The sequence below is a fragment of the Microbacterium arabinogalactanolyticum genome (genome assembly GCF_030268005.1).
Lineage (GTDB): Bacteria > Actinomycetota > Actinomycetes > Actinomycetales > Microbacteriaceae > Microbacterium > Microbacterium arabinogalactanolyticum.
On record NZ_BRZC01000002.1, the window covers coordinates 203,211 to 220,748 of the forward strand.

The window sequence follows — 17,538 nt, forward strand, 5'->3', positions numbered from 1 at the left end:
AGTCTTCCCGTGAGATTCCCGGAGCAGTCCGCTCCCCAACGAAACAGGTATGAAGTGGTTTACGCAGTAGTGCGCGCCGGTGGCCGGCAGGAGAAGGTCGAGGTCGGTACGATCGTTCAGCTCGACCGTGTTCAGGCTGCCCAGGGCGAGAAGATCGAGCTTCCCGCCGTGCTTCTCGTCGACGGTGCCACGGTGACCACCGACGCGGACAAGCTGGCGAAGGTCAAGGTCACGGCTGAGGTCCTCGGCGACCTCCGCGGCCCGAAGATCATCATCCAGAAGTACAAGAACAAGACCGGCTACAAGAAGCGCCAGGGCCACCGTCAGGACCTGACCCGCGTCAAGATCACCGGCATCAAGTAAGCACGAAGAGGAGCTGAGAAATGGCACACAAGAAGGGTGCGAGCTCGACCCGCAACGGTCGTGACTCCAACGCACAGCGACTCGGCGTGAAGCGCTTCGGCGGCCAGGCCGTCAACGCCGGCGAGATCCTCGTCCGTCAGCGCGGCACGCACTTCCACCCCGGGGTGAACGTCGGCCGTGGCGGCGACGACACGCTGTTCGCCCTCGAGGCGGGCGCTGTGGAGTTCGGCACGAAGGGCGGCCGCAAGGTCGTCAACATCGTCGCTGCCGCTCAGTAAGCGCAGCACACACTCTCGGAACGGGGCGGGCTTCGGCTCGCCCCTTCCTGCGTATAGGCCCCTCTGCCAGGCTCAGGGACCATCTTCACAAGGAGCACCCATGGTCACGTTCGTGGACACCGTCACCCTGCACCTGCGTGCGGGCAAGGGCGGCAACGGCTGCGTCTCGGTGAAGCGCGAGAAGTTCAAGCCTCTCGGCGGACCGGACGGCGGCAACGGCGGGGACGGCGGCGACATCGTGCTGGTCGCCGACCCCCAGGTGACCACGCTCCTGTCGTACCACCACTCGCCGCACCGCAGCAGCGGCAACGGCGGCTTCGGCATGGGCGACCATCGCTCCGGCTACGACGGCGAGACCCTCGAGCTGCCCGTGCCGCTGGGCACCGTGGTGAAGTCGGTCGACGGCGAGGTCCTGCACGACATGGTCACGCCCGGCGAGCGCTACGTCGTCGCCGAAGGCGGACGCGGCGGCCTCGGCAACGCGTCGCTGGCCTCTCCCAAGCGCAAGGCGCCCGGCTTCGCCCTGCTCGGCACCCCCGGCTACGAGGGCGCCATCCAGTTGGAGCTGAAGACCGTCGCCGACGTCGCGCTGGTGGGCTATCCCTCAGCGGGCAAGTCCAGTCTGATCGCCGCGATGTCGGCCGCGCGTCCCAAGATCGCCGACTACCCGTTCACCACGCTGCACCCGAACCTCGGAGTGGTGCAGGCCGGCGACAGCCGGTACACCGTCGCCGACGTGCCCGGCCTCATCGAGGGCGCCAGCGAGGGGCGCGGGCTCGGCCTGGAGTTCCTCCGCCACGTCGAGCGCTGCAGCGCGCTGCTGCACGTGCTGGACTGCGCCACGCTGGAGCCCGGACGCGACCCGCTCTCCGATCTGGACGTGATCCTCGCCGAGCTCGCCGCCTACGAGGTGCCCGAGGGACAGGTCCCGCTCCTGGAGCGTCCTCAGCTCGTCGCCCTGAACAAGGTCGACGTGCCCGAGGCGCGCGAACTGGCCGACATGGTCCGCGCCGACATCGAGGCGCGCGGCTTCCGCGTGTTCGAGATCTCGACCGTTTCGCGTGAGGGACTGCGTCCGCTCAGCTTCGCCCTGGCCGAGCTCGTCGACGAGCACCGTGCGGCCACGGCCGTCGAGACCCCGCCCGAGCGCGTCGTGATCCGCCCGAAGGGCGCGAAGGAGGAGTTCACGATCCGCGTCGAGGGCGGCACGTACGGAAACGTCTACCGCGTGGTCGGCGAGAAGCCCGTGCGCTGGGTGCAGCAGACCGACTTCCAGAACGAGGAGGCCGTGGGCTACCTCGGCGACCGTCTCGAGCGCCTCGGCGTGGAGGATGCCCTGGTCAAGGCCGGTGCGGAGCCCGGCTCCACGGTCATGATCGGCACCGGCGACAACAGCGTCGTGTTCGACTGGGAGCCGTCCATCGCCTCCACGGCCGAGCTGATGACCTCGCCGCGCGGCACCGACATCCGCATCGGCGGCAGCAGCCGCCGCACCACCAGCGAGCGCCGCGAGAAGTACTACGAGCGGATGGATGCCAAGGCGGCCGCCCGCGCGGAGCTCGAGGAGCAGCGACTCGCATCCCGCGAGGGCGAGGAATGAGCGCGCAGAGCCGCGCAGACCTCGCCACCGCCGGGCGCATCGTCGTCAAGGTCGGTTCCTCGTCGATCAGCGGCGAGGCGTCCTGGCGCATCCCGATGATCGTCCAGGCCCTGGCGACCGCGCACCGCCGCGGCGTCGAGGTGATCCTGGTGTCCTCGGGTGCCATCGCCACGGGCATCCCGGTGCTCGACCTCGATTCGCGCCCCACCGACCTGGCGACCCAGCAGGCCGCTGCAGCGGTCGGGCAGAACCTGCTCGTGTTCCGGTACCAGGAGGCGCTGCGTCCCTTCCGGATCGTCGCGGGACAGGTGCTGCTGACGACCGGCGACCTGGAGAACGCGACCTCGCGCAGCAATGCCCGGCGTGCGATGGACCGGATGCTGGCGCTCGGCGTGCTGCCGATCGTCAACGAGAACGACACGGTCGCCACCCAGGAGATCCGCTTCGGCGACAACGACCGGCTCGCCGCTCTCGTCGCCCAGCTGCTGCACGCCGATGCGCTGGTGCTGCTCAGCGACGTGGACTCGCTGTACACCAAGCCGCCGACCGATCCGGACGCGCGGCCGATCGACACCGTCGCACCCGACGCCGACCTGGCCGGACTCGAATTCGGGGCATCCGTCGTGAACAGCGTCGGAACCGGGGGAGCGGCCACCAAGGTCTCCGCCGCGCGGATGGCAGCCGCGTCTGGCATCGGAGTGATGGTGACCAGCGCGGATCTGATCGGCAAGGCGCTCGAGGGCGCCGCGATCGGCACCTGGTTCGCGCCCGCCGTCACCGCCTGATCCCGTGGGTCACACGGCGCCGGCACCCGTGCCGCCGTCGATACACTGACCGGATGAGCACCCCCGCCGCAGGCGACCCCACCGCCGATTCCGCACAGCAGCGTCTCGCGCGCGCCAAGGAGGCGTCACGATCGATCGCCCGCCTCACCAGCGGTGAGAAGGGCGCGGCACTGGAGAGCATCGCGCGCGCGATCGAGTCCAACGTCGAGCGCATCGTCACGGCGAACGGGCTGGACATCGAGCACGGCCGGGAGAACGCCATCGGGGATGCCCTGATCGACCGGCTGCGTCTGGACGAGAAGCGGGTGACGGCGCTGGCATCCGCTGTGCGCGACGTGGCGGCGCTCCCCGACCCGATCGGGCAGGTGCTGGGCGGTCACCGGATGCCCAACGGCATCGCCCTCGAGCAGGTGCGCGTGCCGTTCGGTGTGGTGGGCGCGATCTACGAGGCGCGGCCCAACGTCACGGTCGACATCGCGGCGCTGGCGCTGCGCGCCGGCAACGCGGTGGTGCTGCGAGGAGGCAGCGCCGCGCGGATGTCGAACACCGTCCTGGTGGAGCTGATGCGCGAGGCCCTGGAGGCCGTGGGGGTGGACCGCGAGGCGATCCAGACCGTGGACGACTTCGGCCGGGACGGTGCGAAGGCGCTCATGCACGGCCGCGGATTCGTCGACGTCCTGGTGCCGCGGGGGAGTGCGTCCCTCATCGAGACGGTGGTCACGGAGTCGACCGTGCCCGTGATCGAGACCGGCGCCGGCGTGGTGCACATCGTGCTGGACGAATCCGCCCCGCTGGAGTGGGCGCGCGACATCGTCGTGAACGCGAAGGTGCAGCGTCCGAGCGTGTGCAACGCCGTCGAGACGGTCCTCGTGCTGCGTCAGGCGGCACCGCTGCTGGTCCCGGTCGTCGCCAGCGCGCTGCAGAGCGAGGGCGTGGCGGTGCACGGCGACGACGTCGTCGCCGGCTTGGTCTCCGGTGTCATCCCGGCGACCGAGGAGGACTGGGCCACCGAGTACCTGAGCCTGGACATCTCCATGAAGGTCGTGGACACGCTCGACGATGCGCTCGCGCACATCCGGAAGTACAGCACGGGGCACACGGAGTCGATCATCACCACCGACTCCCGCAACATCGAGCGCTTCCTGGCGGAGGTCGACTCCGCCGTCGTGATGGCGAACGCGTCGACGAGGTTCACCGACGGCGGGGAGTTCGGATTCGGCGCCGAGGTGGGCATCTCCACGCAGAAGCTGCACACCCGCGGGCCGATGGGAGTCTCCGAGCTGACCAGCACCAAATGGCTGGCGCGGGGGACGGGCCAGACCCGGGGCTGAGCGCTAGACTTGACAGGCGTTCGCCCGACCGCCCAGAAACGGAGCCAGAATGAACCTCGTCGCCCAGATCGCGATGACCGCCGCAGCGTCCGAGTCCCACAACGTCATGGGTCAGACCGTGATCTTCGGCATCATCGCGGCGATCATCTTCGCGGCGCTGGCCCTGGTCACGCTGTCGTACCGCAACGTCGCCAACCGTCACTCGGCCAAGGCCGACGCATACGCCGAGAAGCACGGCGAGGACGGCCACGGTCACTAAGGCGCACATGCAGCCATCCACTGCTCGAGCACCGCGCATCGGCGTGATGGGCGGTACTTTCGACCCCATCCACCATGGGCACCTGGTCGCGGCGAGCGAGGTGGCGCACTCGTTCGACCTCGATGAGGTCGTGTTCGTCCCCACCGGCGAGCCCTGGCAGAAGCAGAACGTCTCACCCAGTGAGCATCGCTATCTGATGACGGTCATCGCCACCGCATCCAATCCCCGATTCACCGTCAGCCGCGTCGACATCGACCGCGACGGGCCCACCTACACGATCGACACGCTCCGCGATCTGAAGGCCGAACGGCCCGACGCGGAGCTGTTCTTCATCACGGGAGCGGATGCCGTAGCGCAGATTCTCAGTTGGAGGGACCATGATGAACTGTGGGATCTCGCCCACTTCGTCGCGGTCTCCCGACCCGGACACGTGCTCAGCACCGACGGACTGCCCACGGACGACGTGAGTCAGCTGGAAGTGCCGGCACTGACCATTTCGTCGACGGCGTGTCGTGAGCGGGTCAATGAGGGGCAGCCCGTCTGGTATCTGGTTCCGGATGGGGTCGTCCAGTACATCGCAAAGCATCATCTGTATCGGAGCAAGGCATGAGCACATCGGAAGAGAACGGAAGGACCCTCACGCGCAAGCAGCTGCGTGAGATCCGTCTGACCGGCTCGACGCCGGTCATCACCGAGGAGGAAGCGGCGTCCGCTGCCGCGCAGCCGCCCACCACGGTGCTGCCGCGTGCCGCGCAGCCGATCGAGATCGCTCCGGCCCCGACCGCGGAACCGCCGACCCCGAACGCGCCGCTCACCCGGCGCCAGATGCGTGCCCTGGAGCACGCCCACCCCGCGGCTCCCGCCACGGAGAGCGCCGCGCCCGCACCGGTCGCCGAGCCCGCACCGGTCGCCGAGCCCGTCCGTGAGACGGTGCCCGCCGAGGCGACGCAGACCGCACCGCCTGCCGCCGTGCAGAGCGAGCAGCCGGGCCTGGTCTCCGGGCTCCCGTCGTTCGCCTCCGCGCCCGCACCTGCATCCGCTCCCCGCTTCGAGCCGACCCCCGTGGATCCCGCGCTCGACGACGAGCATCCGCTGTCCGTGGATCAGGAGCAGGTCGCCGCGATCTTCGAGCAGCCGATCGAGGAGCCGGCCCCCGCGCCTGTGCGCAGGGGCATCGTCCCGGAGATCATGGCCCGGGATCTCATGTTCCCCGGCGCCTCCGCACCGGAGTCCGACGAGCTGCCCATCATCGCTCCCACGCCCACGCCCACGCCCGCCCCCGCCCCTGCACCGGCGCCCGCTTCCGCCGCACCGGCCGAGCCCGAGGTCCCGGCGAAGGCGGAGCCCGAGCCCGCCCCTGCTCCCGCGCAGGAGGAGGCCCCGAAGGTGGGCGCCGCGTTCGGCATCGGCGTCAAGGCCGACCACCGCGACCCGGTGGCCACCGCGCCGTTCGACGCCCTGGTCGGCGGCACGTCGTCCAGCGCGCACCACGGCACCTCCACCGCGCTGATCTTCACCCCGTCGCCCGGCGTCGGCTCGCTCTCGGGGCCGATCGCCTCGACCGGCGAGATCCTCGTCACCGGCACCTACGCCCTGCCCGACGGGCTGGGATCGCAGGGACACGCGCACGGCACGACGGACGGCAAGGACATCGACGCCGTGCTCATCGACGGCGAGCTCGCGCCCGCCTCGTCGCCCACGCCGATCGCGGCCAGCGCCGCCGTCAGCACCTCCAAGCCCGCCGGTGAGGTCATCCGCCCGCCGGCACCCGACAAGGGCAACAAGCTCATGCTCACCCTGGCGATCGTCGCGGGAACCCTGGCCGTCGTGCTGGGTGCCACCCTCGTCATCGCCTTCACCACAGGAGTCTTCGGTTGATGCAGTCCCCCGACAACGCCCTCGAGATGCTTCAGATCGCCGCAGACGCGGCGGACTCGAAGGGCGGCGAGGATCTCGTCGCGCTCAACGTCTCCGGCCCGCTTCCGCTGGTCGACATCTTCCTGCTCGTCACCGGCAACAGCGAGCGCAACGTCGCCGCGATCGCCGATGAGATCGAGGACCAGCTGCACGAGGCCGGGCACAGGCGCGTGCGCCGGGAGGGACGCGCCGAGGCGCGCTGGGTGCTGCTGGACTTCGGCGACCTCATCGTGCACGTGTTCCACTCCGAGGAGCGCGTCTACTACGGCCTCGAGCGGCTCTGGAAGGACTGCCCGGTCGTTCCGATCGAGCTGACCATGAAGGTCGCCGGGGAGTAATCCCCGCGGTTCAGTCGGGACGACGCGTCCCGACACCCGGCTCGTCGTTGGTCTCGGAGATGTCCGGGATCTCGGCGTCGTCCTCCGGGTCCACCTGCACGGCATCGACCGCGCCGCTGTCAGCACCGGCGCCACCGGCCGGCACGTCACTGACATCGGCCGCGTCGTCGCCGCCGGCGGCCAGTCGGTCGGCCTCGGCGCTGTCGATCAGGTCGGGGTCGGCATCGGGGTCCAGGACCTCCTCGCCGTCGACGACCCGCGTGCCGGGCTGCGCGTCGTCATCGAGGTCGGGGTCCTCGGGCAGATAGCCGGGTGTCGGTTCGGACATGGCGTGCTCCTCTCAGAACGGATGCCGGTGACGCTATGTCCGAACGGCAGGCGCGACGAGTGGGTTGACGCGCGACCGCGGTCCGGCTAGCGCGCCGCAGGAGCCTCGCCGGCTGCCGAGCGCAGCTCGCGCAGCAGCTGCAGCTGCGTCCGGTTGATCTCCATCAGCTCCTCGATCTCCCGCTTCGCGGCGAGGTTGGTGTCGTAGTCGTGCTGCGCGAGCGCCGCGGCGATGGCATCCTGCCGCTTCGCTGCGATCAGCAGGATCGCGCCCTGGAGTCCCGCGAGCATGCTGAGGAACAGGTTCAGCAGGATGTACGGGTACGGATCCCAGGCGACGGCGGTCAGGTTGACGCCCGCCCAGGCGAGCATGAACAGCACGAACGCGGCGATGAACGTCCACGAGCCCATTCCGTTCCGCAGTCGGTCGGCGGCTCGCTGCCCGCGGGTCAGCTGCTCGGTGTGCGAGGTGTGCCAGTTCGTCAGGGGACGTCCCGCGTCGTCAGTGCTCATGTGAGAAATATAGGCGGGCACCGGTCGTCCCGATCGAGTCGACCGGGAACGTCCCGGGGGAGCGTGGCCCGCGGTTCAGTCGCCGGATGCCGGAGTGCTGTCGATCACGAACGCCTGCGGATGCCCGGGCAGGTAGCGCACAGTGACGGGGGCGTCTCCCCAGCCGACGCTCGCGTGCGCGTCCGGGTACACCGACGGCGTGAAGAAGTCGTTCGCAAGGGTGTACTCGGTGCCGTCCTCGGTGGTGAACGTCACCCAGTCGCCGGAGTCCATCGTGCCGGTGGTCTCGATGCCGTTCGCGTGGATGTACGCGTTCGTGACCGGCACCCCGATCAACGCCAGCAGGCCGACCGCTCCGCTGCCGAGCACGACGGCGAAGACGATGCGGAAGACGATCTGCCGCGCCCGCGCGAGCACCGCCGGACCCGCGGATGCCGTCGGGGTCGCCAGACCCTCCTGTTCGCGCAGCGCCTGAAGCCGCGACCGGCCGCCGCGTGCGCCGCCGAAGGCGAGCATCGCGAGGCCCGTGCTGCCGAACGCGGCGATGAAGACCATCGCATAGCCGTTGGATGCCGGGAAGTTCAGCAGCCAGAAGATCGTGTCGAGCATCTCAGGCCACCGTCTCCTTCTCGATCGTGATCGCGACGGTCTTCGGGTCCTCACGCCGGTACATCGCCCACACCGGTGAACCGACCTGCAGGCGTCCGATCGCCTGAGGGTAGGCGAACAGCGTCGTCTCCGCCTCCCACGGCGTCTGTCCCTCGGGGCTGATGAGCACCGTGAGGGCGAGTTCGCTCTGCCCCTCGAGGCGCTTGCCCGTGGGGCGGACCGAGAGGATGTCCGCGGGGGAGGTGATGCCGCTCGTCCTGGCCCGCACCTGCCGCGGGTCGATCAGGCCCTTCGCGATCCGCCAGTCCAGCAGCGACTGGCGCACCGCGGGATCCAGCGGATCGGCCAGGGCGACCGCGTCGGGCTTCATCGAGGAGAAGCGCACGGGCAGTGGCGCCCCGATCACGAGAGAGGACTGCTCGTCGGGCGTGATCAGCATCCGCAGCTGCCCGATGAAGTCCTCGCCGGAGTCCGGGGTCACGCGCACGAAGATGTCGTACTGCGGCACGTCGTTGATCGTGGTGCCGGTGGCGTCGACGGCGATCACCCTGGCGACGGCGATCCGATCGTCGGGGCGCGGACGCCTGCGACCGGGTCCTGCCGGGGAGAAGATCCCGAGCATCGGCAGGATGCCCCACGCCACTCCGATGAACAGGGCCGGACGGCTCGATCCGTCTCCCTGGAACGGAAGGACGGAATGACGCTGATCGATGCCGAACAACCCCTCGAGCACCCAGACGATCAACCAGGCGGAGAGCAGCAGCCAGACGAGGCGGAGGAGGTTGCGGACCACGCGCCCAGGCTATCGGCTGCGAGGCGACACACCCGGCGAATCGGCACGATTCGCGAGCGCTGCGGACTCCGTAGTATGCTGAACAGGTTGCCGGGGTTCCGGTCCTGGCAGCGAAGATGGGCCTGTGGCGCAGCTGGTAGCGCACCTGCATGGCATGCAGGGGGTCAGGGGTTCGAGTCCCCTCAGGTCCACCATCGAGAAGCCCGCGAGAGATCGCGGGCTTCTTCCGTTCCCGGCCGGCGAACGAGCCGTTGCGTCGCCGTCCCGTCCGCGCGAGGATGTTCTGCATTGCGTGGTGATGAGGAGCGATGGCGTTTGCACTGAGGCGGGCCCGACAGCACGCCGGTCGTCTGTCGTTGATCGCCCTGGTCGTCGCGCTGCTGGTGGCGGGGATCGGCGGCATCGATGCGGTCGCCGAGCGGATGCTGGCGGAAGGCGCCTCTCGCGTCTTCACGGATGCCGAGCCCGGCGCCCGCACGATCCGCGTGGTCGCCGACGAGGCGTCCGACGCCGCCGCGCAGGACGAGGCCGTGCGCAGGGAGATCTCCGCCGCGTTCGCCGGGGAGCGCACCGTCGTCTCGCGGCGGGCGTCCGCAGACGTGGAGCTCGCCGCGGCCGGCGGCAGCGGCCCGAGCCTCGGGATGCTGGACGATGACCGCGTACCCGATCTCGCGACCCTCGCCGCCGGGACGTGGCCGCGAACGAATAGCGAGATCGCTCTGTCGGTCGCCGCAGCGGAACGGCTGGAGCTCGGCGTCGGCGACACCGTCCCCCTCGCCGGCGACGCCGAGGGAACCGAGCTCACCCTGGTCGGCACCTGGACACCCGACGACCCCACCGATCCCGCCTGGCTCGGGGACCCGGCTGTCGTCTCGGGGGAGAGCGACGGGTCGATCGGCCCGGCGCTCGTCGCCGAAGGCGCGCTCAACGCGTACGCCGACACCGTCACGGTCATCTGGGAGATCGCGCTCTCGCGGGTCGAGCCCGCCGACATCCCAGCGCTGCAGAGCGCCCTCGTCACGCTGCGGAGCCTGCCCGAGGCGGTCGACCCGCGAAACGAGCACAGCACGGGAATCCAGGGTGACCTCGGCGACACCCTGCAGCGGCTGGGCGCCGCACTCGCAACCACGCGGGGCCTGCACGTCGCCCCCCTGCTGATCCTCGCGCTGCTCGGTGCGCTCGTGCTCGGGATCGTGCTGTCATCGCAGACGGACGCACGCGGTGAGGAGCTCGCTCTGCTGCGCGCCAGAGGCGCCTCCGTGCGCCGCCTCGCGCTGGCTGCGGCGGCCGAGACCGCGATCTGCGCGGCCGTGGGCGCTTCGCCTGCAGTGGCCGTGCTCGCCGCCACGACAGGGGTCACAGCCGCGATGGCGTGGACCGCTGCCGGTGCGATCGGATTCGCCGCCCTCGCAGCGGCGCTGTTCACGGTGCGGCACGTCGTCGGCGTGCGCCCGGCGGCGGAGCGCAGCGACGCCGGGGCGCGCACGCTCGCCGCGCTGCTGCTCCCGACGGGGATCGTCGTCGGCATCGCCGCGCTCTCGGCCTGGCAGCTGTTCGCGCTCGGTGCCGTCGTCCGTGACGACGGCACGCCCGAACCGCTCGCGGCCGCGGCTCCGGCGCTGCTGCTGGTCGCGGCGTGCGCCCTCATCCCCGTCGCCGCGGGTCCTCTGGCCGCCGGTGCCGAGCGACTGCTGCGGCGCACACGGGGGATCGCGCCGATCCTTCCTCTGCGCCAGGTCGCCCGGCGCATGGGCGGTGTCGCCGTGGCGATCCTGTGCCTCGCCCTGGCCGCAGCATCCGTCGCCCTGGCCGCGACAGCCCCGGTGGTCGCGGGCAGGGCGGAACAGCGCGCGCTGACCACGCTTCTGGGCGGCGACGTCCGGCTCATCTCCGAGAGTGCGATCGACGTGAGCGCGGACACCGCGTCGAGCTGGAGCGGCGTGACGACGGCTGCGGAGATCCTCGACACGCCCCTGACGGTGGGTGCCGACACCGGCGTGCTCGTCGCCGGGCCGGCGAGCGCCGTGGGCTTCGGCGGGCATCGCAAGGGGGACGGCGGTCCCGAGATCGACGCCGACGTCACACGACGTCTCGCCGATCGCCTCGACGCCGAGGTGGGCACCGCCTTCGCCGCGCAGATCCGCTTCGTGCCGCGTCCCGTCACCGTGCGGATCGCGCGCATCGTCGACATCATCCCTGGCGCGGGCAGCGGCCTGGCGATCGCGACCACCCCTGAGGAGCTGCGCGCCGCAGATGTGGATCTTCCCGCGAACGAGCTCTGGCTGCGCAGCGAGCATCCCACCAGCACCGCGGAGCAGCTGCGCGCCCATGCGACGCAGCCCGTGCAGATCCTCACCGCCGCACAGGTGAGCGCCGTCCCGGTCACCTCCGTGGCGACCCGCGTGCTCACGGCGGGCGCGCTGCTGGCCGCGCTGCTCGGCGTGATCGGGTTCATCGCCGCCACTTCGGCGATGAACCGCACGCGCCGTGGCGAGGAGCGCGTGCTTCTCGCCCTCGGGCTGGCACCGCCGCGCCGCCGGGCCCTGAGAACCGGCGAGGGTGCGGGCCTCGCGGTGTACGCCGTGGTGGCCGGTGGCGCGGTGGGCGCGGGCATCGCCGCGGCAGTCCTGCCGATCACGCTGGGGGCCGGCGCATGAACCGCATCCGCGTGCTGATGAGGGGCGCGTCGACGACGCCGCTGCTCTCTCTGCTCCTCGTCGTCGTGATCGCCGTGCTGTCGTGGGCGGGCATCGCGGCGCCGGGGATGCTGGAGGCCGGTCGCACTGCGACCGTGCAGCGCGCGGTGTCGTCGGTGCCAGCTCTGACGCGCTGGCCGTCGGCGACGGTACCCGGGATGCCCGCGTTCGGCGGAGCGGATGCGGATGCCGGCGTCTGGCGCACCGCCCTCACTGCGCTCGACCGGAGCCGTCAGGAGCAGCCCGAGCCGTTGCGCGGGCTGCTCGGGACGCCGAGGCTGTCGATGATGATCGACCCCGTGCCGACATCCGACGACGGTCCCGACCGCGTGGGGCCTGTGCCGTTCAACAAGGTGGGCCTCGTCTCCGACCCCGGATTCCTCTCTCGTTCGAAGCTCGTGGACGGCCGCCTGCCGACGCGCACCGACCCCGCGGACGGCGTGGAGATCGCACTCACGAACAGGATCGCCGCGCAGCTGGACTGGAAGGTCGGCACGGAGCGGCAGTGGGACGATCTGACGCTGACGCTCACCGGCACGGTGGAGCCGTCGGGCCGGGATGCGGGCGACTGGACGTTCATCAACGGATCGCTCACCCCGCTGATCGAGGTCGACGGGGGCGGCAACCGCATCCTCGTCGTCGCCGGGTTCATGCATGTCGATGAGATCACCGCGCTGACCGACCGGATCAGCGACATCAAGACCAGTGCGTGGATGCCGTTCGAGGGGACGGCGCTGGACGCGACGACGGCGGCGAAGGCCGCGGCGCAGCTGCGCCGGCTCGCCGCGGATCCCGCACGCATACCCATGCACGACTCGCCGTTCTACAACGGTGGCCTGCAGTTCCGGTCCTCGCTCCCGCAGTCGATCGATGCCGGCGTCGCGCGCGCCGATGCGATGACACCGGTCGTCACGGTCGCCGCCGTCGGTCCGATCGTCGTTGCGCTCGTCGTGCTGGCGCTGGTGAGCCGCCTGATCGCCGTGCGCCGGGTCACGGCCGCAGGCGTGCTGCGGGCGCGCGGCGCGTCCCTCGGCCGACTCGTCGCACTGCTCGGCGGGGAGGGCGCCTTCCTGGGCGTGCTCGGTGCGGCCCTGGGAGCGGTCGTGGCCGCGATCCGGCCGGGGTGGGCCTCGGGTGCAGTGGTCGTGATCCCCGTGGTGCTGGCGGCCGTGCCGATCGTCGTCCTGCCATGGAGCGTCCTGACGGATGCCGAGCGCCGTGGGAGGCACGATCTGGGCGATGCGGGCAGGTTCCGCAGGGTAAGGCTCGCGGCGGAGTCGGTGATCCTGATCGCGACCGGTGTGCTCGCCGTGCTCGTCATGATGCGCGGCGGAGGCGGGGGAGCGGACCCGCTGCTGCTCGCCCTGCTCGTGCTGCTGGGCGCCTCGGGCACGGTGCTCTCCCTGCGGCTGCTGCCGGCACTGCTCGGGCTCGCCGAGATCCGCGGGCGGAGTCGGGTGTCGCTCGCCGCGCTGCTGGGCCCCGCGCGCGCACGGCGCGATCCCGTGGTGCGCGCGGCGCCCGTGCTGGCGGTGATGGTCGGCGTGGGCGTCGCCGTGTTCTCGGTGGCGTTCGCCGCCACGGTCTCCGGCGGCATCGCCCGTGCTGCCTCGATCGGCGTGGGCGCGGACGTGCGCATCGACGCTGCGTACATCGCGGAATCCGGAGCAGCCCGTGTCGCCGAGCTCGACGGCGTGGCGGCGATGGCCGGCCGCGGCGGCGGTTCGACCGTGGAGGTCTCGTCGGGCGCCAGACACCAGCAGGCGCGCGTGTACACGGTCGATCGGGAGGCGTTCGTGAAGGTGCAGAGGGGCTCCGACGGTGCCCTGCCGCTTCCCCGGGCGCTGACCCGGGCATCCGGCGACGCCGTTCCCGTGGTCATCTCGGAGAAGCTGACCGCCCTGCTGGGCGCGGCCCAGGGCACGCGGCTCGAGATCGGCGGAGTGCCGGCGCGCATCGTCGGAACGGTGCCGTCGCAGGCGCCGTTCGGAACCGCCGAGCAATGGCTGATCGTCGATGATGCGAACACCGAGGCGCTCGACGTGCAGGACACCGGCCTCGCGCAGCTCTTCGTCTCCCTCAGACCGGGAGCGGATGCGGATGCCGTCGGCGCAGCCGCTGCCGCCGCGCTGGGCGGGGACGCGACGTCCACCACACCGGCCGCGGTGGCCGACGTCCGCGAGCAGGACCCCGGCTACAGGTTCGTGCAGGGCGCTCTGCTGGCGGCGAGCGCCCTCGTTGCCGTGCTCCTCGCTCTCGCTGTCGTCGCGACCCTCGTGCTCGGCGCGGGGTCGAGGGCGCGGATGCTGGCGATCCTCAGCACGCTGGGGCACCGGCGACGTGCGGCGGGAAGCCTGGTGCTGTGGGAGGTGGGGCCCGCCCTGCTCGTGGCTCTGCCGTTCGGTGCAGGTGTCGGAGTCGCCACGGCCTGGCTGGTGATCCCGCAGCTGGATCTGCATGGGTTCGTGGGCGGCGCGGACCAGCCGCCGGTCCTGCTCGGAGGCTGGTGGCCGGTGCTCGCCGTGATCGCGTTCTCCGGTCTGTCGGCGCTTGCCGTGCTGGTGGCCACGGGACTGGCCTCGCGTCTCGGTGCGGCGGACGCGATCTGCGCCGACGACGAGCGGGCGCAGTGATGCACGCGGGAGAGAGGATGGACCACATGTCGGACGACGGCTCGATCGTGTGCGAGGGACTGGTGCGCATCTTCACGGCGCAGGGCGTGGAGGTGCAGGCGCTGCAGGGGCTGGAGCTTCGGATGTCGCGCGGGGAGATGGTCGCGCTCATCGGGGCGTCCGGATCGGGAAAGAGCACGCTGCTGGGCATCCTGGCCGGCCTGGACCGGCCGACGGCGGGGTCCGCCCGGGTGGCGGGCCACGACCTCGTGACGATGAGGGGCGCGGAGCGGCTGCGCTACCGCCGGCAGAGCGTCGGCTTCGTGTGGCAGCAGTCGGCGCGCAATCTGCTGCCCTACCTGTCCGCACGGGAGAACATCGCGATGGTGCACGAGGTCGCCGGCGTCGTGCCGCGCATGCGGCGCGCCGCCGCCGGCGACGAGCTGCTGGAGCTGCTGGGCGCCGCCGACGTCGCCGATCGTCATCCCGCCGAGATGTCCGGCGGACAGCGGCAGCGGGTGGCGATCGCCGTCGCGCTCGCGAACGGGCCTCGCGTGCTGCTGGCGGATGAGCCGACGGGGGAGCTCGACGAGCAGACCAGCGGCGAGGTGCTGGCCGCCATGGAGACCGTGAACCGCGAGCGCGGTGTGACGACCCTCATCGTCACGCACGATGCGGCGGTGACCGAGCACGTCGAGCGCACGGTCCGGATCCGCGACGGGCGCACCTCGACGGAGACGCTGCGTCGCACGCATCTGGACGACGAGGGACGGTCGGTGCGGATGGCGCAGGAGTACGCCGTGCTCGATCGTGCCGGGCGCATGCAGCTGCCGGCCGACTTCGTCAGCGCGCTCGAGCTGCGTGAGCGGGTGAGGCTCACTCTCGAGCCCGATCACGTGCGGGTCGCGCCCGGGCACGGGCATCCCGCGGAGCACGCATCGGATGATGCGTCCGATGCGAGGGAGGACGGGGCGTGAGCGCCGTGCTGCGGGCGGAGGGTCTGTCGAGGACGTTCGCGAGTGCCGGCGGAGACGTCGTGGCGGTGCGCGAGGCCGAGCTCGCCGTCGAGCTGGGGGAGCTCGTGGTGATCGCCGGGCGCTCCGGAGCGGGGAAGACGACGCTGCTCACGATGCTGGGCGGACTCGACCGTCCGACAGCGGGCCGGGTGCTCGTGGACGGTGTCGACCTCGCCGACCCGAAGACGGACGTCGCCGCCCTGCGGGGATCGCGCATCGCGTCGATCTTCCAGACCGCGGGCCTCATCCCGGTGCTCTCGGCCGCCGAGAACGTGGAGGTGCCGCTGCGCATCCGCCGCACCGAGCCGGCCGAGCGGGATCGCCGGGTCGCGGATGCCCTGCGTGACGTCGGTCTCGAGGATCACGCCAGGCAGCGGCCGGGGGAGCTGTCGGGAGGGCAGCAGCAGCGGGTCGGCATCGCACGGGCGCTGGTCATTTCTCCGGGCATCCTGCTCGCCGACGAGCCCACCGCGCAGCTGGACAGCGAGACCGGCGGGCAGATCATGGAGCTCATCGCCCGGCTGGTGCACGATCGGGGAACCGCGGCGGTCGTGGCCACTCATGACGCGGCGATGTTCGCCCGGGCCGACCGCGTGCTGGAACTGCACGACGGAGTGCTGCGCCGACGCGAGGGCTGAACGCAGAGGCCGCACCGAGCGGTCGAGAGCAGCGATGCCGCTGATCCGGTCCCCTGTAACGAGGTGTTCACGCGCCGGGTCTGCGCCGAAACGCCCCGGAAACACCGCGCGCGTCGGCGCGAAACGCGCCGGTGGGAGTCTTTCCTCACCCGACGCTGCAGGAGCGTTCTCACTGAGAGAGGAGCGGACCCATGGATCAGGGGAACACCGCCTTCGTTTTGATATGCGCAGCCCTCGTGCTGCTGATGACGCCAGGTCTGGCGTTCTTCTACGGCGGCCTCGTCAAGGCCAAGAGCGTGATCAGCATGATGATGATGAGCTTCGGCGCGATCGGACTGATCGGCGTGCTGTGGGTCGTCTTCGGCTATGCGATCGCGTTCCCGAGCGGTACGGGGCTGATCGCCCCGTGGACGATCGACTGGTCGGCGATCGGGCTGAACAGCCTGCTCGAGGTTCCTAAGGGCGCCGCCTACCCGCCGCTCGCCTTCGTCGCGTTCCAGGCGACGTTCGCGATCATCACCGTCGCCCTCGTGTCGGGCGCGATCGCGGACCGGGCCCGGTTCGGCGCCTGGATGGTGTTCGCCGGCGTCTGGGCGACCGTCGTCTACTTCCCGGTCGCGAGCTGGGTCTTCAACTTCGGCCTGGCCGAGGACGGCAGCTTCGCCTACGGCGGCTGGGTCACCAAGGGCCTGCAGGACATGCTCGGCGTGGGGGCGATCGACTTCGCGGGAGGAACGGCGGTCCACATCAACGCGGGAGCGGCAGGACTCGCCCTCGCTCTGGTCCTCGGTCGTCGCATCGGCTTCCAGAAGGGCGCCGACGTGCCGCACAACCCGCCGTTCGTGCTTCTCGGCGCGGGCCTGCTGTGGTTCGGCTGGTTCGGGTTCAACGCGGGCTCCGAGCTCGGTGCCGACGGAACCGCCTCCCTCGCGTTCGTGAACACCCTCGCCGCCCCCGCCGCAGCGCTGCTCAGCTGGCTCGTGATGGAGAAGATCCGCAACGGCAAGCCGACGTCGGTCGGGGCCGCATCCGGTGCGGTCGCCGGTCTCGTCGCGATCACCCCGGCGTGCGCCGCCCTCTCGCCGATCTGGGCCGTCGTGCTCGGTCTGCTCGCCGGCGCGGTCTGCCAGCTCGCGATCGACCTCAAGTTCAAGCTCGGCTTCGACGACTCGCTCGACGTGGTGGGCATCCACCTCATCGGCGGCATCATCGGAACGCTGTACCTCGGCTTCTTCGCCAACGACACGGGACTCATCTACAGCGGCAGCTTCGCGCAGCTCGCGGCTCAGGCGCTCGCCGCCGGAGCGGTGCTGGTGTACTCGTTCGGACTCGCACTCGTGATCGGCTTCGTGGTCCAGAAGACCATGGGCTTCCGCGTCAAGGACGAGGACGAGATCGCCGGTCTCGACACGGTGGTCCACGGCGAAGAGGGCTACGTCCTCATCGGAGCGCGGGTCTGATCC

At 71.1% G+C, this 17,538-nt stretch carries 18 protein-coding genes and 1 tRNA gene; 15 read left to right on the top strand and 4 right to left on the bottom strand.

Annotated features, from left to right (window positions below; genetic code table 11):
* The first annotated feature begins 54 nt into the window (after positions 1–54).
* The 9 genes from rplU to rsfS all read left to right on the top strand — a co-directional run bounded on the left by rplU (position 55) and on the right by rsfS (position 6,871).
* Complete coding sequence (gene rplU, locus MIAR_RS01550) at positions 55–363, top strand: 50S ribosomal protein L21 (RefSeq protein ID WP_285630294.1); 309 nt, start codon at positions 55–57, stop codon at positions 361–363.
* Positions 364–383: 20 nt separating this feature from the next.
* Positions 384–641, top strand: a complete 258-nt coding sequence (gene rpmA / locus MIAR_RS01555; protein ID WP_285630296.1) for a 50S ribosomal protein L27 — start codon at positions 384–386, stop codon at positions 639–641.
* A gap of 100 nt (positions 642–741) precedes the next feature.
* The gene (obgE, locus tag MIAR_RS01560) at positions 742–2,241 is read left to right on the top strand and encodes a GTPase ObgE (RefSeq protein WP_285630298.1); all 1,500 of its coding nucleotides are present in this window, start codon (positions 742–744) and stop codon (positions 2,239–2,241) included.
* A complete protein-coding gene (proB, locus tag MIAR_RS01565; protein ID WP_285630301.1) occupies positions 2,238–3,026 on the top strand; it encodes a glutamate 5-kinase in 789 nt (262 codons plus the stop codon). Before obgE ends, proB begins: the two co-directional genes overlap by 4 nt.
* Positions 3,027–3,079: 53 nt before the next feature.
* The gene (locus tag MIAR_RS01570) at positions 3,080–4,357 is read left to right on the top strand and encodes a glutamate-5-semialdehyde dehydrogenase (RefSeq protein WP_285630303.1); all 1,278 of its coding nucleotides are present in this window, start codon (positions 3,080–3,082) and stop codon (positions 4,355–4,357) included.
* A gap of 49 nt (positions 4,358–4,406) precedes the next feature.
* Positions 4,407–4,616, top strand: a complete 210-nt coding sequence (locus tag MIAR_RS01575) for a hypothetical protein (protein WP_285630305.1) — start codon at positions 4,407–4,409, stop codon at positions 4,614–4,616.
* A gap of 7 nt (positions 4,617–4,623) precedes the next feature.
* On the top strand, positions 4,624–5,226 hold the full coding sequence (gene nadD, locus MIAR_RS01580; RefSeq protein ID WP_285630307.1) for a nicotinate-nucleotide adenylyltransferase: 603 nt from the start codon (positions 4,624–4,626) through the stop codon (positions 5,224–5,226).
* On the top strand, positions 5,223–6,494 hold the full coding sequence (locus tag MIAR_RS01585; protein ID WP_285630309.1) for a hypothetical protein: 1,272 nt from the start codon (positions 5,223–5,225) through the stop codon (positions 6,492–6,494). The genes nadD and MIAR_RS01585 overlap by 4 nt, the downstream gene beginning before the upstream one ends.
* Complete coding sequence (rsfS, locus tag MIAR_RS01590; RefSeq protein WP_285630311.1) at positions 6,494–6,871, top strand: ribosome silencing factor; 378 nt, start codon at positions 6,494–6,496, stop codon at positions 6,869–6,871. The genes MIAR_RS01585 and rsfS overlap by 1 nt, the downstream gene beginning before the upstream one ends.
* A gap of 10 nt (positions 6,872–6,881) precedes the next feature.
* On the opposite strand, the gene MIAR_RS01595 is transcribed toward rsfS, so the two are convergent.
* The 4 genes from MIAR_RS01595 to MIAR_RS01610 all read right to left on the bottom strand — a co-directional run bounded on the left by MIAR_RS01595 (position 6,882) and on the right by MIAR_RS01610 (position 9,113).
* Positions 6,882–7,199: a hypothetical protein gene (locus MIAR_RS01595; protein ID WP_285630313.1), complete on the bottom strand. Its 318-nt coding sequence runs from the start codon at positions 7,197–7,199 to the stop codon at positions 6,882–6,884.
* An 86-nt stretch (positions 7,200–7,285) separates the two neighbouring features.
* Positions 7,286–7,711 (bottom strand): DUF1003 domain-containing protein, encoded by a 426-nt coding sequence (locus MIAR_RS01600; protein ID WP_285630315.1) that lies wholly within the window; start codon positions 7,709–7,711, stop codon positions 7,286–7,288.
* A 75-nt stretch (positions 7,712–7,786) separates the two neighbouring features.
* Entirely contained in the window at positions 7,787–8,320 is a 534-nt protein-coding gene (locus MIAR_RS01605) for a hypothetical protein (RefSeq protein WP_285630317.1), read from the bottom strand.
* A 1-nt stretch (position 8,321) separates the two neighbouring features.
* Positions 8,322–9,113, bottom strand: a complete 792-nt coding sequence (locus MIAR_RS01610) for a methyl-CpG-binding domain-containing protein (protein WP_285630319.1) — start codon at positions 9,111–9,113, stop codon at positions 8,322–8,324.
* A 118-nt stretch (positions 9,114–9,231) separates the two neighbouring features.
* Here MIAR_RS01610 and MIAR_RS01615 point away from each other — a divergent pair.
* The 6 genes from MIAR_RS01615 to MIAR_RS01640 all read left to right on the top strand — a co-directional run bounded on the left by MIAR_RS01615 (position 9,232) and on the right by MIAR_RS01640 (position 17,535).
* Positions 9,232–9,307, top strand: a tRNA-Ala gene (locus MIAR_RS01615).
* A gap of 114 nt (positions 9,308–9,421) precedes the next feature.
* On the top strand, positions 9,422–11,770 hold the full coding sequence (locus tag MIAR_RS01620) for a hypothetical protein (RefSeq protein WP_285630321.1): 2,349 nt from the start codon (positions 9,422–9,424) through the stop codon (positions 11,768–11,770).
* Entirely contained in the window at positions 11,767–14,442 is a 2,676-nt protein-coding gene (locus tag MIAR_RS01625; protein ID WP_285630323.1) for an ABC transporter permease, read from the top strand. The genes MIAR_RS01620 and MIAR_RS01625 overlap by 4 nt, the downstream gene beginning before the upstream one ends.
* A 26-nt stretch (positions 14,443–14,468) precedes the next feature.
* Positions 14,469–15,398 (top strand): ABC transporter ATP-binding protein, encoded by a 930-nt coding sequence (locus MIAR_RS01630; RefSeq protein ID WP_285630325.1) that lies wholly within the window; start codon positions 14,469–14,471, stop codon positions 15,396–15,398.
* Positions 15,395–16,075 carry an ABC transporter ATP-binding protein gene (locus MIAR_RS01635; protein ID WP_285630327.1) on the top strand — a complete coding sequence of 227 codons (681 nt, stop codon included), beginning with the start codon at positions 15,395–15,397 and terminating at the stop codon, positions 16,073–16,075. Before MIAR_RS01630 ends, MIAR_RS01635 begins: the two co-directional genes overlap by 4 nt.
* A gap of 191 nt (positions 16,076–16,266) precedes the next feature.
* Positions 16,267–17,535 carry an ammonium transporter gene (locus MIAR_RS01640; RefSeq protein WP_285630329.1) on the top strand — a complete coding sequence of 423 codons (1,269 nt, stop codon included), beginning with the start codon at positions 16,267–16,269 and terminating at the stop codon, positions 17,533–17,535.
* Positions 17,536–17,538: the final 3 nt, after the last annotated feature.

Bases quoted from the DNA above. Each gene is read 5' to 3' on its own strand.
- MIAR_RS01595 (WP_285630313.1), bottom strand. From the start codon at position 7,199: ATGTCCGAACCGACACCCGGCTATCTGCCCGAGGACCCCGACCTCGAT.
- MIAR_RS01570 (WP_285630303.1), top strand. From the start codon at position 3,080: ATGAGCACCCCCGCCGCAGGCGACCCCACCGCCGATTCCGCACAGCAG.
- MIAR_RS01630 (WP_285630325.1), top strand. From the start codon at position 14,469: ATGTCGGACGACGGCTCGATCGTGTGCGAGGGACTGGTGCGCATCTTC.
- nadD (WP_285630307.1), top strand. From the start codon at position 4,624: ATGCAGCCATCCACTGCTCGAGCACCGCGCATCGGCGTGATGGGCGGT.
- MIAR_RS01600 (WP_285630315.1), bottom strand. From the start codon at position 7,711: ATGAGCACTGACGACGCGGGACGTCCCCTGACGAACTGGCACACCTCG.
- MIAR_RS01640 (WP_285630329.1), top strand. From the start codon at position 16,267: ATGGATCAGGGGAACACCGCCTTCGTTTTGATATGCGCAGCCCTCGTG.
- proB (WP_285630301.1), top strand. From the start codon at position 2,238: ATGAGCGCGCAGAGCCGCGCAGACCTCGCCACCGCCGGGCGCATCGTC.
- MIAR_RS01625 (WP_285630323.1), top strand. From the start codon at position 11,767: ATGAACCGCATCCGCGTGCTGATGAGGGGCGCGTCGACGACGCCGCTG.
- rpmA (WP_285630296.1), top strand. From the start codon at position 384: ATGGCACACAAGAAGGGTGCGAGCTCGACCCGCAACGGTCGTGACTCC.
- MIAR_RS01575 (WP_285630305.1), top strand. From the start codon at position 4,407: ATGAACCTCGTCGCCCAGATCGCGATGACCGCCGCAGCGTCCGAGTCC.
- MIAR_RS01605 (WP_285630317.1), bottom strand. From the start codon at position 8,320: ATGCTCGACACGATCTTCTGGCTGCTGAACTTCCCGGCATCCAACGGC.
- MIAR_RS01620 (WP_285630321.1), top strand. From the start codon at position 9,422: ATGGCGTTTGCACTGAGGCGGGCCCGACAGCACGCCGGTCGTCTGTCG.
- MIAR_RS01585 (WP_285630309.1), top strand. From the start codon at position 5,223: ATGAGCACATCGGAAGAGAACGGAAGGACCCTCACGCGCAAGCAGCTG.
- rsfS (WP_285630311.1), top strand. From the start codon at position 6,494: ATGCAGTCCCCCGACAACGCCCTCGAGATGCTTCAGATCGCCGCAGAC.
- obgE (WP_285630298.1), top strand. From the start codon at position 742: ATGGTCACGTTCGTGGACACCGTCACCCTGCACCTGCGTGCGGGCAAG.